We start from the raw sequence: 14,620 nt of genomic DNA, 5'->3' as shown, positions 1-14,620 counted from the left end.
GAATCGCTTTAATTGCCGTCCTCGCCCCTCACATGATCTCGCGGTCACCCGCCTCCTCCCAGCAGCTCGCCCGCGAGACCCGTGAGCGTTTCGTGGCCGCCACGGAGGGGGCGATCGCACCGATCGCTCTCGCGGTCCGCGAACGGCTGGCAGCATTGGCCGGCATGACCGCCAGCGTGCGCGAGATGCAGCAGCATCGCGACGACTATCTGGCCTTCCAGGCCCAGGGCTCCAGCTGGGTGCCGATGTCGCTGGCGGCATGGCGCAAGGCGCTGGGCGGCGGCAGCCAGAGCGGATCCACCGGCGGCCTGCGCCTTGAACTGATCGGCGACGAGGTAGTGGAGACCAACATCCTGTCCTCGCGCCTGGCACAGTCGATCCAGGACAAGGCCCAGTTCGAACTCAACGACCTGCGCCTGCGCATCCAATATCTGGAGGGAACAGGCGAGCTGGACGCGAAGGACGTGCTCAAGCCCGAGGCGCTGGCCCGCACCCTGGTCGACCAGTGGCTTGCCTCCGGATTGAGCCGGGAGACCTGGGCGCGCGTGCAGGATGTGGTGCAGCAGCGCCTGGTCGACGTGGTCGTGGCGGCTTACAAGGACGCCAACGCCTTCCTGATCGAACGCGGCGTGATGCCCGAGATCGATCTCAAGAGCTTCGTCAAGCGAACCGGCAGCGTGAGTTCCAACAGCGCGCCGCTGGGCGGCTCCTTTGCCCGCTCATCCCAGCCGGGCAGCGCTTCCTTCGGCATGGGCGGCGGTCAACATGCCGGGCCGGGCGGGTTCGGCGCGCCCCCGGGCAGCTTCGCCCCGGCGGCGATCGGCGTGGGCGCGGGGCGGGGGCCGGGCAGCGCGGGCGGCGACACCCTGGCCGCCACCGGCGGCTCCCCGCTGGTGCTGGCGCGCCAGCGCGCGCAAGGCGTGCTGCTCAATCTCAAGCGCTTCGTGACCGCTCGCATCGGCGGCGACCTGGGCCAGATGCGCATGCCGGGGGCCCAGGGTCCCGGTGCCGCCGGCTCCGTCGGAGGCACGGGTAGCCGTGGCGGTGGCGTCGGGCTGGCCGCGCCGGCCTTCGCGGCTGCAATCGCCGACGCCGAAGCCGCCTACCAGGCGATGGCGTCGCAGTACGTGGTCGGTGACGAGGCCACGGCCATGCACCAGACGGCGGCCGAGCTGCGCCGGCGCACCAGCGAGCTCAAGAAGAAGGCGCCGACCACCGCCGACAAGGCCACGGTCGAGATCGTCGCGCTGATGTTCCAGGCCATCCTGGCCGAGGAGCGCATCCCGTTTTCGGCGCGCGTCTGGTTCGCGCGCCTGCAGATGCCGGTGCTGCGGGTGGCGATCGCCGAGCCGGAGTTCTTCGGCACGCTGCAGCATCCGGCGCGCATGCTGATCGACCGCATGGGCTCCTGCGTGATGGGCTTCGACGCCGCCGCCATCTCGGGCAGCGCGCTGGAGGGCGAGATCCGGCGCGTGGTGCAGGTGATCGAGCAGTACCCCGAGACCGGCCAGCGCGTGTTCAAGCTGGTGTTCGACGAGTTCGTCGCCTTCCTCAACAAGTACCTGACGCAGAGCGACGCCACCCAGCGCGTGATGAGCGTGGCGCAACAGGTCGAGCAGAAGGAGACGATGGCGATCCAGTACACCATCGAGTTGCGCAAGATGCTCAACGACATGCCGGTGCGAGAGGAAATACGCGAGTTCCTGTTCAAGATCTGGGCCGAGGTGCTGGCGATCGCGGCGCTGCGTTATGGCGCCCAGGACGAGCAGACCGTTACCCTCAAGCGCGCCGCCTCCGATCTGGTGTGGGCCGCCAGCGCCAAGCCCAACCGCAACGACCGCGCCCGCGTGATCCAGGACCTGCCCCAATTGCTGCAGCGCCTGCGCCAGGGCATGGGCCTGCTGGGCATCGAGGGCGAGCCGCAGGAGGCGCAGATCAAGATCATCGGCTCGACGCTTTCCGATGCCTTCCTGTCCAAGACCGAGGCCATTCCGCCGGCCAAGATCGAGGCCATGGCCAAGCGCCTGGCCAACCTCGAGGATTTCGTCACCGACGCGGGCGACGCCACCGACCTGCCGCTGGATGCGGCCAGCATCGAGCTGCTGCTGGGCGTGGACGCCGCCTCGCTCGAGGTCGTGCCCGATACCGGCACCAAGGTCGGCGACGACATGCTCCAGTGGGCACACGAGCTGCAGGTCGGCACCTGGTTCATGCTCGACCACAACGACCGGGTGAGCCAGGTCCAGTTCGTCTGGCGCAGCGAGCGCAAGCAATTGCACCTTTTCGCCTCCAGCGACGGGCGCAGCTTCCTGATCCAGGTGGGGCGCCTGGCTTCCTACCTGCAGGCCGGGCTGCTGGTGCCGGCCGAGGAAGAGACGCTCACCGTGCGGGCCACGCGCGAAGCGCTGGCCAAGCTCGACGCCAATCCGGAACGCCTCTTGAATTGAGTTTGGCGCTCAATGCGCGACGCGGTTCACCGTGTCGTCGCAGAGCTCATCCAGCACCAGGGCGTCGGGTTCGACGCCGGTGCTCCAGTGCACCATCAGCACGATGATCTTGAGCTCGCCGAGTTCCAGCGGATCGCCTGTCGTGGCCATGGCGCGATCGATCACGATCTCGCGCAAGCCCGCCGGCAGCACGCCCGAGGACTCGAGGAAGCTGATGAAGCCCAGGCACTCGGCGCCCAGGTGTTCCTGCTCGGCCATCGAGTAGATGCGCATCGAGCCCGGCGATTGGGGCAGCGCAGCCGGGCCTTCCAGGCTCACGGTGGCGCTGGTGCCCTCGGCATGAAGGGTGAGCTGGATGCCCTGGGTGGCGAGGCTCAGGCCGTCTAGCCAGTGCAGGGCGTCGCGGATCTCCTGGGGGTCGAAGCCCTGGGCGCTCAGCTTTCGGCCCAGTTGCTCGGCTTCGGGACAGGCATCGCCGCGCCAGTAGTTTTCGTACACGTACACGAGCACTTCGAACATGGGGCCAATATAGCCCAGGTCGGCGTCGGCGCGGCTGCGTTGCCCGTACGCGACGCCGGAAGCGCTCAGCCCTGAGCGACCCGCTGGAACAACCCGCCGGGCATCCGGGCCACCTGGCCGGCGAGCTCCAGCTCCAGCAGCTGCGCCTGCAGCACGGCGACCGAGTGGCCGGTGCGCGCGCAGAGCGCATCCAGGCTTGCCGGGTCGTAGCCGATGGCCTGGAGCAGGCCCCCGGCGGGCGAGGCGGTCGCTTCTTTTTCCCGCGGCGGCACGCCCGGCGCTGGCGACACGTCGAAGCGCAGCTCCTCCAGCACGTCGCCGACCGTCTCGACCAGCTTGGCTCCCTGCCGTATCAGGGCATGGCAGCCGCGCGACTGCGGCGAATGGATGGAACCCGGGATGGCGAACACCTCCTTGCCCTGCTCGCTCGCGAGCCGCGCGGTGATCAGCGAGCCCGACTGCAGCGCCGCCTCTACCACCAGCGTGCCGCGCGAGAGGCCGGCGATGATGCGGTTGCGCTTCGGAAAGTTCTGGTTGAGCGGCGGGGTGCCCAGGGGGAACTCGCTCACGATGAGTCCCCGCTCGGCAATGCGCTGCGCCAGCGCGTGGTGCTTCGCGGGGTAGACCCGGTCGAGCCCGGTGCCGACCACCGCCACAGTCGCTGGCCAGCGCGGATCGATCGCGGCGTCCAGTGCACCCTCGTGCGCGGCGCCGTCGATGCCGAGCGCCAACCCTGACACCACCGGGATTCCGGCCTCGCCGAAAGCGCGAGCGAAGGCCCGCGCATTCGAGGCGCCCTGCGCCGTGGGATTGCGGCTGCCCACCATCGCGATGCTGCCCGCCAGCTGCGTGAGCTCGAGCGGCGCCGGCCCGATCACGTAAAGGGCCAGAGGAGGATCGGCCATCTCGAGCAGCGAGGCCGGGTAGGCAGGGTCGCCCAGGGTGAGGATGCGGTGTGTCGCGCCCTGCGGCCCGACGCTCCCGAGCCACTCGAAGGTGCGGTCGATCAGCGCGCCGAGCTCGGCCGGCGGCTCGAGTAGCGCACTCGCCTGGGCCTCGGTCACGACCTGTCCGAGCGCCGTGGCGGGTTGGGCAAAGACCTCCGCGGGCAGCCCGAAGGCGGCGAGCAGCTTGCGAGCGGCCGTGTTGCCGATGCCCGGCGTCAGCGTGAGCCGCAGCCAGCCCGCGAGTTCGTCACGTTCCACGCGAGGGTGTGGGCCGGGTCAGGGGTTGATCAGCAGGTCGCCGATGCGCGGCGCGTCGTTGATCTCGAGCACCAGTGCATACGAGACCCGCTCGAAGGGGCGGAACACCATCAGCAGGCCGATGCGCTCGTTCGGCAGCTTCAGCGTTTCCTTGGCGGCGCCGGTCTTGTCGACGATGGTGTCGCCGTTCTTGAGGATGGCCAGCACATGGCCGTTCTCGATGCCGTCGATGGTGCCCTTGTTGATGGCCACCACCTGGTTCTGGGCCGCGAACTGCACCGCGTTGCCGTAGACCGAGACGATGCGGCCGTCGGCGATGGTGTGTCCAGGGGCGCGAGGCACATAGCTCAGCAGCTGGCGCGGCGGCTCGGGCAGCAGGCGGTCGCCGGCGCGGATCTCCTCGCGAGTGGCGACGATGTCGAGGCTGGCGGGTACCGGGTACACGACCTCCTTGCCGTCCACTTCTTCCTTGGTGCTCGATTCGCCGCGCTGCAACTGGGCCTTGCCCACGTATTGCGCTTCGTAGCCGAGGATCTCGCCCGTGCCCGGGTCCTTGAGCGGGGTCGCGTTGCGGAATACGCGGTAGGTCCGGATCGGCCCGGGCGCTTCCATCAGCGGCGCGTTGGACTCACCGCGTGCATAGACCCGGTCGCCGCGCGCCAGCACCACGCGGCTGTCGTTGCCTGCCACGATGCGCGGCGCAGTCGCCAGCGTCTCGGCGTCGACCACCACCGGCTCGGCGAGGAAGGGCTCGATCACGCTGGGATTCAGCGTGGGCAACGCCATGTCCGACAGCGACTCGTAGCGCGTGCGCGGCGAGAGCTTGATGGTGCCGCCTTCGGGCATGCCACTGCCGCTGCCTCCGCGGCGCAACGCGAGTCGCGCGCGGCCGCCGCTCTTGTCGAGATAGAGCACCTGGCCGGGGTAGATGCGGTGCGGGTTCTGGATCTCGCCCATGTTCATGCCCCACAGCTCGGGCCAGCGCCAGGGGCTGCGCAGGTAAAGGCGGGAGATGCCCCACAGCGTGTCGCGGGGCTTGACCGTGTACTCGTCGGGCGCGTTCGGTGCCAGTTCGGACAGTGGCACGCCGGCTTGCGCCGCCTGCTGCGCCGTCGCCCGCTGCTGTGGGGTGACGGGGTAGCTCTGCGCCTGGGCCGTGGAGCCCAGGCCCGCCATGGTGATCGCCGCCAGCGTGGCGATGAGTTTCGGACGCAGGCTGTGGTTCATGCGGTGTTTCTTCATGGTCGGATGGTGCGCGCGCACGGAGCCGGGGAGGGCGTACGAATGCTCACAATTTGAAACCAATTTTGCGCTGAAGCCCTAGATCGGGCAACGTTTATCAAGTCGCGAAGGCTCTGGCCGTCGCGGAAATGGCGAAAATAACGACAATTTTTCCTCCCGTTCATGGCCAAAAGAAACATCCTGAGCTATCCCGACCCGCGGCTGCACAAGGTCGCCAAGCCGGTGCAGGGCGTCGATGCACGCATCAAGACCCTGGTCGCCGACATGCTCGAAACCATGTACGACGCCAATGGCATCGGCCTCGCCGCCACCCAGGTCGATGTGCACGAGCGTCTGGTGGTGATCGACGTGTCCGAGGAGCGTAACCAGCCGCTGGTCTTGATCAACCCCGAGATCGTCTGGGCCAGTGATGAAAAAGTCCTCAATGAGGAGGGTTGCCTCTCGGTGCCCGGCATCTACGACGGCGTGGAGCGTTCCACCGCTGTGCGCGTCACGGCGCTCGATGCCGAGGGCGAACCACGCACCATCGAGGCCGAGGGACTGCTGGCGGTCTGCATCCAGCACGAGCTCGATCACCTGCTGGGCAAGGTGTTCGTCGAATATCTTTCGCCCCTGAAGCGCAACCGCATCAAGAGCAAGCTGCTCAAGCAGCAGCGCGAGGACCAGCGCCTCGACCAGCGGGAAGGCCGGCGTTGATCCTGTCCCTGCGCACCGCATCGGCTGCGCTCCTTTCGGCGGCGCTGCTGGCCGGCTGCGCCGCCGAGCCGACGCGCCTGGCCCTGGGCAGCTCGCGCGAGCAGACCTTGCGGGAGCTCGGTGCGCCGACGGCGGCCTATGCCCTCCCCGGAGGCGGCGAGCGGCTGCAGTATTCGCGGGCACCGGCCGGCTTCGAGGTCAACAACGTCGATCTCGATGCGAGCGGGCGCGTGGTCTCGGTGCGGCAGGAGCTCGACGAGCGCCTGTTCGACCGCACCATCCAGCCGAATGTCGGCCGTTGGCGCGAGGCCGACGTGCTGCGCACCTACGGCCGCCCCTTCGAGATCACGCAGGTGAGCTCCTTCGACGGCACCATCTGGACTTGGCGCTACAAGTGGCAGAACTCGCCGCGGCTGCTCTACATCTACATCGATCCGACCGGCGTGGTGCAGCGCTACCACACGGGTGACGACCTGATGCTCGAGCTTCTGGCGCCGCTGTGAGGGCCGCATGAGGATCGCATTCGCGGGCACGCCCGAGTTCGCCCGCGTCGCGCTGGAGGCGATCGCCGCCGCCGGCTTCGAGATCGTCCTGGTGCTGACGCAGCCCGACCGTCCCGCGGGCCGAGGCATGAAGCTGCAGGCCTCGCCGGTCAAGCAGTTCGCGGTGGCACGCGGCTGGCCCGTGGTGCAGCCGCGCAGTCTCCGGCTGGACGGCAAGTACCCGGAAGACGCGGCCGCGGCGCGCGCCGCCATCCTCGAGGCCAGGCTCGATGCGATGGTGGTCGCGGCCTACGGCCTGATCCTGCCGCAATGGGTGCTCGACGCGCCCCGGCTGGGCTGCCTCAACATCCATGCCAGCCTGTTGCCGCGCTGGCGCGGGGCCGCGCCGATCCACCGCGCGATCGAGGCCGGCGATGCGCAGACCGGCGTCACCATCATGCAGATGGACGCCGGGCTCGATACCGGCGACATGCTGCTGCGCGAATCGCTCCCGATCGGCGAGGACAGCACCGCGCGACTGCACGATCGGCTCGCCGCGCTCGGCGGCCGATTGGTCGTGGACACGCTGAAGCAGGCCGACGCCGGAACGCTGCACCCGCAGGCTCAGCCTGCCGAAGGCGTGAGTTACGCGCACAAGGTCGAGAAGCACGAGGCGCAGATCGATTGGACGCAGGATGCAGCCGCCATCGTGCGCCGCATCCGCGCCTTCGACCCTTTTCCCGGGGCCAGCAGCACGCTGGATGGCGAGACCCTCAAGCTCTGGGCCGCGCAGGTCCGGCTGGACCCGCCAGCGCAGCCGCCTGGAACAGTGCTGGCCGTCGGCCACGATGGCGTCGAGGTGGCGGCGCGGGATGCCGTCGTGGCCCTCACCGAACTGCAGCGCCCGGGCGGCAAGCGCCTGCCGGCGGCCGACTTCCTGCGCGGCTTCGACCTGAAGCCCGGGCAGGTCTTCGGCTGATGTTCTTTCTCGCTTCCATCCGCCGCCTCCCCGAGTTCCGCCAGGGCGCGCTCGACATGTCCTCGGTCGCCCTCGGCACCGGCGCCTGGGGCCTGATGACCGGCGTCGCGATGGTCAAGGCGGGCATGAGCGTCTTCGAGTCGATCGCGATGACGCTGCTGGTCTATGCCGGCAGCTCGCAGCTGGCCGCCATTCCGCTGCTGATCGCCGGCGCCCCCGCGTGGGTCGTCCTGGCCACCGGCTTCTGCGTCAACCTGCGCTTCGTGGTGTTCAGCCTGCACTTGCGGCCCTACCTCATGCACATGCCGCGCTGGCGCCGCATGACGCATGGCTATCTCACGGCCGACATGACCTATGCCTTCTTCACCCGCCAGTACGCGCGACCGCCTGCCAATGCGGTCGAAGAGCGTGCGCAGGAGGCCTATCTGACGGGCAACTACTGCATAGTCTGGTGTTCGTGGATGGGCATGAGCGTCATCGGCGTCCTGCTCGCGAACCTGATCCCGCAGAGCTGGGGGCTGGGCTTCGCCGGCGTGCTCTGCCTCGTCGCCGTGGTCTGCTCGATGGCGACCACGCGACTGCGCATCATGGCGGCCCTGATCGCCGGCGCCACCGCAGTCGCCGCCTATGCGTTGCCGCTCAAGCTCAACATCGTCGCGGGCATCGGCGTGGCGGTGCTGCTGTGCTTCTGGCTGGAAAAGCAGTTCGGGCTCGACCCCGATGCGGAGGACGACAAATGAGCTTGGGCGCCGGCGGCACCACCGACCCCTGGACCCTGGCCGTGATCGTCGGCCTGGCCTGCGTGACCGTGCTCACGCGCTGCTTCTTCTTCATTCTCGACCGTCCCTGGGGCCTGCCCGACTGGGCGCACCGCGCGCTGCACTACGCGCCGATCGCGGCGCTCGCGGCGGTGATCATTCCCGAGATCGTCATGACGCAGGGCCACCTGATCTCGACCTGGTGGGACGCGCGGCTGTACGGCGCGGCGGCCGGCGCCGCCTACTTCTTCTGGCGGGGCGGTGTGCTGGGTACGATGCTGGCCGGCATGGCGGTCTACCTCCCGCTGCACCTCATGCTGGGCTGGTAGCCCCGCCGGCGAGCGCCAGAGTTCGCGGTCGCGTTCGGCCGTCCACGCGACGGGGTTGGCCGCGGAGGCGAACGAGACCTGCTCGCTCATTGGATGACCTCCGCCCTGTGGCCGGCGGTGCTATTCGCCTTCGAAGCGGCCCGTGCGGCTCATGCTGCTCTCCCGGCTTCGCGCGCGGCGGCAATGCATTGCAGCAGCACGGCCTGGTCGCCGCACTGATTGGCCAGCAGCAGCACCAGGCGGGCGTTGAGATCCGCACTCTGCTGCTCGGTCAGGCCTTCGTGCGCGGCCAGCCATTCGGCGTAGAAGCCGTCGGGGTCGTGGATGTTGGGTTCGGTGATCATGGATCGTGCGGCGCTTCAGTCGTGCGCCAGGGCGGTGTGGATGGCGGCGGCGAGGGCCGCCGGCGTGGGGTCGCGCAACAGCGCGGCGAGGTAGGCGTCGGGGCGAACCAGGCAGAGGCTTCCCGAGGCGTGCGCACCCAGGTGCTTCGCGAGCGCCTCGGAGGGCTCCAGCGTGGGCAGGCCGCTGTCGCCGCCGATGGCGACGAGCTGCAGCGGCAGCAAGGCCGCCGTCTGCGCCACTGCCCGCGCCTGCTCCGGCGTCGGCGCGAACCACAGCCCTAGGCAGTACGTGCCCTCGGCCAGCAGCTGCATCAGGGTGCAGGGCCGACCGTCGCGCCAGCGCAGCGGCAGGTTCTGCACGCTGCGCCCGCCGTCGGGCAGATGCGGCCCGGCAGGATAGTCGTTGGCCACCGACATGCGCCCGGTATTGACCAGCGCGCGTGCAAACGGATAGCGCGAGGCCAGGGCGACCACGGCGCGGCGCATCGTGTGCTCGGCAGGCGTTCGCGGTGCAAGGAAGCGCGCCGAGCGGCTCGTGACCTGCAGGTTCTGCGCCGCGGCGGGCCGGCGCTCGGCGTCGTAGGTGTCGAGCAGCGCCTCGCCCGCGCGTCCCTGCGCGACCAGGGCCAGCTTCCAGCCGAGGTTGGCCGCGTCCTGGATGCCGCTGTTGCCGCCGCGCGCGCCGAAGGGGCTCACCACGTGCGCCGAATCGCCGATGAAGAACAGGCGCCCATGGCGGAAGCGGTCGAGCAGGTGGTCGCGGTAGCCGTAGGGCCCGATCCAGACGAACTCGAACTCCACGCCGGGCCCGAGCTGCTCGCGCAGCCGCGCGCCCGCGACTTCCGGCTTGCTGATGTAGGCCGTGTCGCAATCCTCGGGCATCTGGTAGTCGATGCGCCAGACACCGTCGGCCATCAGGTGTTGCCACACCGCGCGGCCTTCGTTGAAGGGCGCATCCACCCAGGTCCAGCGCTCCACCGGCAGCGGCTTCTTGAAGCGCACGTCACTGATGCACCAGCGGTCGGTGCTGCGCGACACGTGGGCATCGAGCCCCAGCTGGTTGCGGATCGGGCTGTTGGCGCCGGTCGCGTCGATCAGCCAGCCGGCTTCGATCGCGTAGCTGCCGGCCGGCGTCTCGACCTCGACGCGTACGCCGTCCTGGCCCGGCACGACCTGCGTCACGCGGTTCTTCCAGCGCAGGTCGACGGTGCCGAGCTCCAGGATGCGATCCACCAGGAACCACTCGACATAGAACTGCTGCAGGTTGATGAAGGGCGGCTGCGCCGAGACGCTGCTGGCCTGCAGGTTGAAGTTGTAGACCTCGGTGTTGCCCGAGAAGGTGCGGCCGAAAGACCAGGTGATGCCCTTGTCCGCGATGCGCTGATAGATGCCCAGCCGCTCGAAGATCTCCAGGCTCTTCTGCGCATAGCAGATGCCGCGCGAGGACGCGCCGCGCACGCCGACCGTGTCGTCCTCGTCGAGCAGCAGGGCGCGCACGCCGCGCTTCGCGAGGTCGCAGGCCAGCGTCAGGCCGGCGGGGCCCGCGCCGACGATGACGATCGGGTGGCGCACGACTGCATCGCTGCCCAGCTCGGTCGGCGGGACGAAGGGCCAGCGCGGCAGCTCGTACCCGGGTGCGAAGCGGAACGCTTCCATCACTGTCCTCACAGTGCGCGCGCCCATTGCGCGATCGCATCGGCCGCGCGCGGCACCAGCTCGGGTTGGCCCGCGAGGTAGTGGTTGCCGCCCACGATGTCGACGTTGCGGATGCGGTCGCCGCCCGCCTTCATCCATGCATCGCGCGTGCTCGGGAAGGTGGACTGGTCGGCTGTGTAGGTCAGCAGCAGCTTCGGCACGCGCGTGCGCGCCAGGTTCGAGGGGCCGTCGGCCTGCGAGCGCGAGGACCATTGCGAGAGAAAGGCCGTCAGCGAGGTCGTGCGGCCCATTGCGTTGGCCGAATAGTTGACTTGCCGCGCATCGCCCCAGACGCTGCCGGGGGCGCGGTCGTTGGGGTCGATCGAGAGGTCCACGCAGCGCGGATCGGCATGCGTGCGGTAGACGATGAAGGCCTGGTCGCGCGGCGCGCCGGGCGTGCTGCGCAACAGGCGCAGGCGCTCCAGCGCCCAGGCCTCCAGCCGGTCGAGGCGTGCCTTCTGCGCGGCGCTGAAGCGCGCGAGGAAGTCGGCGTCGTAGGGCACCCGATGGCGGGCGTCGTACATGTCCAGGGCGGGATCGACCGAAAGCGGGTCGTGCTCGTCGGTGACCGACGGATCGATCCAGTCGCGCATCAGCTTCGATCGGCCCTGGTGCGCCGCGCACAGCGCGATGCCGTCGGCCGGCGGCAGGTCGTCCGGGTGCAGGTGCGTGGGGTCGCCATCGGGGAAGTGGTGGGCCGTCAGCTGCTCGGCCTGGGCCTGGTAGAAGCTCGCGAGCGCCGCGCCGCCCGAGTTGCCGATCAGCACCACCTTTTCGTAGCCCAGGCCGCGCAGGAACTGCACGCCCGCGCCGAGGTCCTGGATGGCGCGCTCCATCAGCAGCACCGTGTCGTTGCCCATGTAGCGCGAGTTCAGGCCCATGCAGCAGATCCCGCGCTCGGCCAGCGGGCCGATCAGGTAGTGGCCCATGAAATTGCTGGTGGGGTGCATCACCAGCGCGGCGATCTTCTTCGGGCCGGGCGGCGCGCGGTAGGCGCCGTAGATGCGCGGGCGCAGCATCTGCAGGCCCGACTGGCTTTCCATCGCCGCCCCCGGCTTCACGTCGATGACGGCGAGCTGCAGTTCCGTCATGCCGCCGCCTTTGCGCGCAGTTCGGCCTTGCGCAGCGTCCAGGCGTCGAGCTCGGCGCGGGCGCGCCTTGCATGCGCTTCCATCTCGGCCTGCGGCACGGTGGGCGTGGTCAGCTCCACGCGGATGCCATTGGGGTCGAAGAAGTAGATCGACTCGATGATGTGGTGGTCGGTCACGCCGAGCACCTCGACGCCGGCGGCTTCGAGCCGCGCCTTGGCGGCCAGCAGGTCGGCCACCGAGTCGACGCGCAGCGCGATGTGGTTGACCCAGGCCGGCGTGTTGGGCGAGGGCAGCGCGGCCGTGTCGTCGCCCAGGTCGAAGAAGGCGATGTACGAGCCGTCGCGCATCTGGAAGAAGATGTGGACGTAGGGGCAGTACTCGCCGGTGCTCGGCACATGGTCGCTCTTGATCACGTGCGCCAGCGGCAGGCCCAGCAGGTCCTCGTAGAAGCGGCGGGTCTCCTCGCTGTCGCGGCAGCGCCAGGCGAAGTGGTGCAGGCCGCGCACGGGCACGGGCGCGGTGGCGAGCGGCTGGGTCTCGGCAGGGGGCATGGCTTGTCTCCGTGGGGAACAGACCGAATTGGGCCTTTCTTCCTCTTATGATTCAATCGAAATAAATTCATCGATTGATGAAGTAGGCCAATGAATCTGACCCTGCGCCAGCTGCGCGCCTTCGACGCCGTGGCCGAGACCGGCAGCTTCACCGCCGCGGCCGCGCGCCTGCACCTCACGCAGTCGGCGCTGAGCGTGCTGGTGCGCGAGCTGGAGCGCGAGATGGGCGTGCAGCTCTTCGATCGGCACACGCGGCGCGTGCTGCTGTCGGAGGCCGGGCGCGCCTTCCAGCCCTCGGTGCAGCGCCTCCTGGCCGACCTCGCCGGGGCGGTGGCCGGCGTGACCGAGCTACGCGACCAGAAGCGCGGCCTGCTGCGGCTGGCGGCGCCGCAGCTGATGGCCTGCACGCTGATGCCGCGCGTGATCGCGGCCTACCGCGCGCGCCATCCGGACGTCGAGGTGCGTCTGATCGATACGCTGCCCGAGCACCTGCTGGCCGGGTTGGCCTCGGGCGAGGCGGAGCTCGCGGTGGGCCAGGACGTGGAAGTGGATGCCGCGGTCATCGAGCGCCGCACCCTGTTCCGCGATCGCCACTGGCTGATCTGCCCGCCAGACCACGCGTTTGCGCGCCGGCGCCAGGTGCGCTGGAGCGAGCTCGGGCCCTACACCTTCATCGCGCCCACGCGGGACTTCCGCCAGCGCGTGCTGCCCGAGCTGGAGGCCGACGCGCGTGCCTTCCTGATGCAGGCCTCCACGCAGGAGGTGTCGTACATGACGACCGCGCTGGGCATGGTGGCCGCGGGCCTGGGGCTGACGGTCTGCCCGACCTACTCGGCCTCGCTGGTGGAGGCCCACGGGTTGCGGATGGTCAAGCTCGACCGGCCGGACTTCCATCGCGAGGTCTGCGTCTACGCGGCGGCGCGGCGCTCGCTGTCGCCCGCCGCGGCTGGGTTCGTGCAGATTCTGGAGCGCTTCGTGCACAAGCCCGGGCCGTCGCACTGATACAGGGCGCCCGCCGGCCAAACCTACAATTGCCTTTCGCCTCTTTCGAGGGTGCTTCCCTCGCTCCCCATCCCCTTCCTACCCATGAACGTCCTTCGATTCACCGATCTCGTCGCGCAAGGCAAAGTCGCCGGCCAGCGCGTGTTCATCCGAGCCGACCTCAATGTGCCGCAGGACGATGCCGGCAACATCACCGAGGACACGCGCATCCGTGCCTCGGTCCCCTGCATCCGCCAGGCGCTGGACGCGGGTGCCGCGGTGATGGTCACCTCCCACCTCGGCCGCCCGACCGAAGGCCAGTTCAAGCCGGAGGATTCGTTGGCGCCGGTCGCAAGGCGGCTGGGCGAGTTGCTGGGCCACGAGGTGCCGCTGGTGTCGAACTGGGTCGACGGCGCACAGGTCGCGCCGGGCCAGGTCGTGCTGCTGGAGAACTGCCGGCTCAACAAGGGCGAGAAGAAGAACGACGAAGCGCTGGCCCGCAAGCTGGCCGCGCTAACCGACATCTACGTCAACGATGCCTTCGGCACGGCGCACCGCGCCGAGGCCACCACCTACGGCATCGCCCAGTTCGCGAAGATCGCCTGCGCGGGCCCGCTGCTGGCGGCCGAGATCGACGCCATCACCAAGGCCCTGGCGCAGCCGAAGCGGCCGCTGGTGGCGATCGTCGCGGGCTCGAAGGTCAGCACCAAGCTCACCATCCTCGAGAGCCTGGCCAGCAAGGTCGACCAGCTGATCGTGGGCGGCGGCATCGCCAACACCTTCATGCTGGCCTCCGGCCTTCCCATCGGCAAGTCGCTGGCCGAGCCCGACCTGCAGGGCCAGGCGAGGGCCGTGATCGAGGCCATGCGCGCGCGCGGCGCCGCGGTGCCGATCCCGGTCGACGTGGTCACCGCCAAGACCTTCTCCGCCGATGCGCCCGCCACCGTGAAGGATGCGAACGCGGTGGCCGAGGACGACCTGATCCTGGACATCGGCCCCAAGACCGCCGAGATCCTGGCGGCGCAACTGCGCGAGGCCGGCACCATCGTCTGGAACGGGCCCGTGGGCGTGTTCGAGTTCGACGCCTTCTCCAAGGGCACGGAAGCCATCGCGCGGGCCATTGCCGACAGCAGCGCCTTCTCGATCGCCGGCGGCGGCGACACGCTGGCCGCCATCGCCAAGTACGGCATCGAAAACCAGGTCGGCTACATCTCGACCGGCGGCGGCGCCTTCCTCGAAGTGCTCGAGGGCAAGACCCTGCCGGCTTTCGAGATCCTCGAAAAGCGGGCGGCTGCTTGAGT

General features: G+C 69.5%; 15 protein-coding genes. 8 read left to right on the top strand and 7 right to left on the bottom strand.

Annotated elements, in window-relative coordinates:
• Positions 1 to 32: 32 nt before the first annotated feature.
• Positions 33 to 2,447 (top strand): DUF1631 family protein, encoded by a 2,415-nt coding sequence (locus tag ACMGEZ_RS12830; RefSeq protein WP_436822655.1) that lies wholly within the window; start codon positions 33 to 35, stop codon positions 2,445 to 2,447.
• A 9-nt stretch (positions 2,448 to 2,456) separates the two neighbouring features.
• Here the strand turns inward: ACMGEZ_RS12830 and ACMGEZ_RS12825 are convergent, their stop codons facing one another.
• From ACMGEZ_RS12825 to ACMGEZ_RS12815, 3 genes are all read right to left on the bottom strand, one after another.
• On the bottom strand, positions 2,457 to 2,966 hold the full coding sequence (locus ACMGEZ_RS12825) for a Smg family protein (RefSeq protein ID WP_436822654.1): 510 nt from the start codon (positions 2,964 to 2,966) through the stop codon (positions 2,457 to 2,459).
• Positions 2,967 to 3,031: 65 nt separating this feature from the next.
• On the bottom strand, positions 3,032 to 4,171 hold the full coding sequence (gene dprA / locus ACMGEZ_RS12820) for a DNA-processing protein DprA (RefSeq protein WP_436822653.1): 1,140 nt from the start codon (positions 4,169 to 4,171) through the stop codon (positions 3,032 to 3,034).
• A gap of 18 nt (positions 4,172 to 4,189) precedes the next feature.
• The gene (locus ACMGEZ_RS12815; protein WP_436822652.1) at positions 4,190 to 5,413 is read right to left on the bottom strand and encodes a LysM peptidoglycan-binding domain-containing protein; all 1,224 of its coding nucleotides are present in this window, start codon (positions 5,411 to 5,413) and stop codon (positions 4,190 to 4,192) included.
• 162 nt (positions 5,414 to 5,575) lie between these two features.
• Between ACMGEZ_RS12815 and def the strand changes: the two genes are divergently transcribed.
• The 5 genes from def to ACMGEZ_RS12790 are packed head-to-tail and all read left to right on the top strand — an operon-like array spanning position 5,576 to position 8,657.
• Positions 5,576 to 6,109 carry a peptide deformylase gene (gene def, locus ACMGEZ_RS12810; protein WP_436822651.1) on the top strand — a complete coding sequence of 178 codons (534 nt, stop codon included), beginning with the start codon at positions 5,576 to 5,578 and terminating at the stop codon, positions 6,107 to 6,109.
• Positions 6,106 to 6,612 carry a hypothetical protein gene (locus tag ACMGEZ_RS12805; RefSeq protein ID WP_436822650.1) on the top strand — a complete coding sequence of 169 codons (507 nt, stop codon included), beginning with the start codon at positions 6,106 to 6,108 and terminating at the stop codon, positions 6,610 to 6,612. The genes def and ACMGEZ_RS12805 overlap by 4 nt, the downstream gene beginning before the upstream one ends.
• Positions 6,613 to 6,619: 7 nt before the next feature.
• The gene (fmt, locus tag ACMGEZ_RS12800) at positions 6,620 to 7,570 is read left to right on the top strand and encodes a methionyl-tRNA formyltransferase (protein WP_436822649.1); all 951 of its coding nucleotides are present in this window, start codon (positions 6,620 to 6,622) and stop codon (positions 7,568 to 7,570) included.
• A complete protein-coding gene (locus tag ACMGEZ_RS12795) occupies positions 7,570 to 8,310 on the top strand; it encodes an AzlC family ABC transporter permease (RefSeq protein ID WP_436822648.1) in 741 nt (246 codons plus the stop codon). Before fmt ends, ACMGEZ_RS12795 begins: the two co-directional genes overlap by 1 nt.
• Complete coding sequence (locus tag ACMGEZ_RS12790) at positions 8,307 to 8,657, top strand: AzlD domain-containing protein (protein WP_436822647.1); 351 nt, start codon at positions 8,307 to 8,309, stop codon at positions 8,655 to 8,657. The genes ACMGEZ_RS12795 and ACMGEZ_RS12790 overlap by 4 nt, the downstream gene beginning before the upstream one ends.
• A 149-nt stretch (positions 8,658 to 8,806) precedes the next feature.
• Here ACMGEZ_RS12790 and ACMGEZ_RS12785 read toward each other — a convergent pair whose 3' ends face one another.
• Genes ACMGEZ_RS12785 through ACMGEZ_RS12770 form a run of 4 tightly spaced genes read right to left on the bottom strand, consistent with a single transcriptional unit; the run spans position 8,807 to position 12,338 of the window.
• A complete protein-coding gene (locus tag ACMGEZ_RS12785; protein WP_436822646.1) occupies positions 8,807 to 9,001 on the bottom strand; it encodes a DUF2783 domain-containing protein in 195 nt (64 codons plus the stop codon).
• A gap of 15 nt (positions 9,002 to 9,016) precedes the next feature.
• Positions 9,017 to 10,657, bottom strand: a complete 1,641-nt coding sequence (locus tag ACMGEZ_RS12780) for an FAD-dependent oxidoreductase (protein WP_436822645.1) — start codon at positions 10,655 to 10,657, stop codon at positions 9,017 to 9,019.
• Positions 10,658 to 10,665: 8 nt separating this feature from the next.
• A complete protein-coding gene (locus ACMGEZ_RS12775; protein ID WP_436822644.1) occupies positions 10,666 to 11,787 on the bottom strand; it encodes an alpha/beta hydrolase family protein in 1,122 nt (373 codons plus the stop codon).
• A complete protein-coding gene (locus ACMGEZ_RS12770; protein WP_436822643.1) occupies positions 11,784 to 12,338 on the bottom strand; it encodes a VOC family protein in 555 nt (184 codons plus the stop codon). Before ACMGEZ_RS12770 ends, ACMGEZ_RS12775 begins: the two co-directional genes overlap by 4 nt.
• A gap of 90 nt (positions 12,339 to 12,428) precedes the next feature.
• Between ACMGEZ_RS12770 and ACMGEZ_RS12765 the strand changes: the two genes are divergently transcribed.
• Both ACMGEZ_RS12765 and ACMGEZ_RS12760 read left to right on the top strand, forming a co-directional pair.
• Positions 12,429 to 13,340 (top strand): LysR family transcriptional regulator, encoded by a 912-nt coding sequence (locus tag ACMGEZ_RS12765; protein ID WP_436822642.1) that lies wholly within the window; start codon positions 12,429 to 12,431, stop codon positions 13,338 to 13,340.
• An 84-nt stretch (positions 13,341 to 13,424) separates the two neighbouring features.
• On the top strand, positions 13,425 to 14,618 hold the full coding sequence (locus ACMGEZ_RS12760) for a phosphoglycerate kinase (protein WP_436822641.1): 1,194 nt from the start codon (positions 13,425 to 13,427) through the stop codon (positions 14,616 to 14,618).
• Positions 14,619 to 14,620: the final 2 nt, after the last annotated feature.

Source organism: Variovorax stachyos (genome assembly GCF_051400855.1).
Classification (GTDB): domain Bacteria; phylum Pseudomonadota; class Gammaproteobacteria; order Burkholderiales; family Burkholderiaceae_C; genus Variovorax.
This window is presented reverse-complemented; position numbering and strand designations above follow the sequence as displayed.

Excerpts from the sequence above, each read along its gene's own strand:
- ACMGEZ_RS12785 (WP_436822646.1), bottom strand. The coding sequence starts at position 9,001 with ATGATCACCGAACCCAACATCCACGACCCCGACGGCTTCTACGCCGAA.
- ACMGEZ_RS12765 (WP_436822642.1), top strand. The coding sequence starts at position 12,429 with ATGAATCTGACCCTGCGCCAGCTGCGCGCCTTCGACGCCGTGGCCGAG.
- ACMGEZ_RS12790 (WP_436822647.1), top strand. The coding sequence starts at position 8,307 with ATGAGCTTGGGCGCCGGCGGCACCACCGACCCCTGGACCCTGGCCGTG.
- ACMGEZ_RS12770 (WP_436822643.1), bottom strand. The coding sequence starts at position 12,338 with ATGCCCCCTGCCGAGACCCAGCCGCTCGCCACCGCGCCCGTGCCCGTG.
- ACMGEZ_RS12760 (WP_436822641.1), top strand. The coding sequence starts at position 13,425 with ATGAACGTCCTTCGATTCACCGATCTCGTCGCGCAAGGCAAAGTCGCC.
- ACMGEZ_RS12825 (WP_436822654.1), bottom strand. The coding sequence starts at position 2,966 with ATGTTCGAAGTGCTCGTGTACGTGTACGAAAACTACTGGCGCGGCGAT.
- ACMGEZ_RS12775 (WP_436822644.1), bottom strand. The coding sequence starts at position 11,787 with ATGACGGAACTGCAGCTCGCCGTCATCGACGTGAAGCCGGGGGCGGCG.
- ACMGEZ_RS12830 (WP_436822655.1), top strand. The coding sequence starts at position 33 with ATGATCTCGCGGTCACCCGCCTCCTCCCAGCAGCTCGCCCGCGAGACC.
- ACMGEZ_RS12795 (WP_436822648.1), top strand. The coding sequence starts at position 7,570 with ATGTTCTTTCTCGCTTCCATCCGCCGCCTCCCCGAGTTCCGCCAGGGC.
- ACMGEZ_RS12780 (WP_436822645.1), bottom strand. The coding sequence starts at position 10,657 with ATGGAAGCGTTCCGCTTCGCACCCGGGTACGAGCTGCCGCGCTGGCCC.
- ACMGEZ_RS12815 (WP_436822652.1), bottom strand. The coding sequence starts at position 5,413 with ATGAAGAAACACCGCATGAACCACAGCCTGCGTCCGAAACTCATCGCC.
- fmt (WP_436822649.1), top strand. The coding sequence starts at position 6,620 with ATGAGGATCGCATTCGCGGGCACGCCCGAGTTCGCCCGCGTCGCGCTG.
- def (WP_436822651.1), top strand. The coding sequence starts at position 5,576 with ATGGCCAAAAGAAACATCCTGAGCTATCCCGACCCGCGGCTGCACAAG.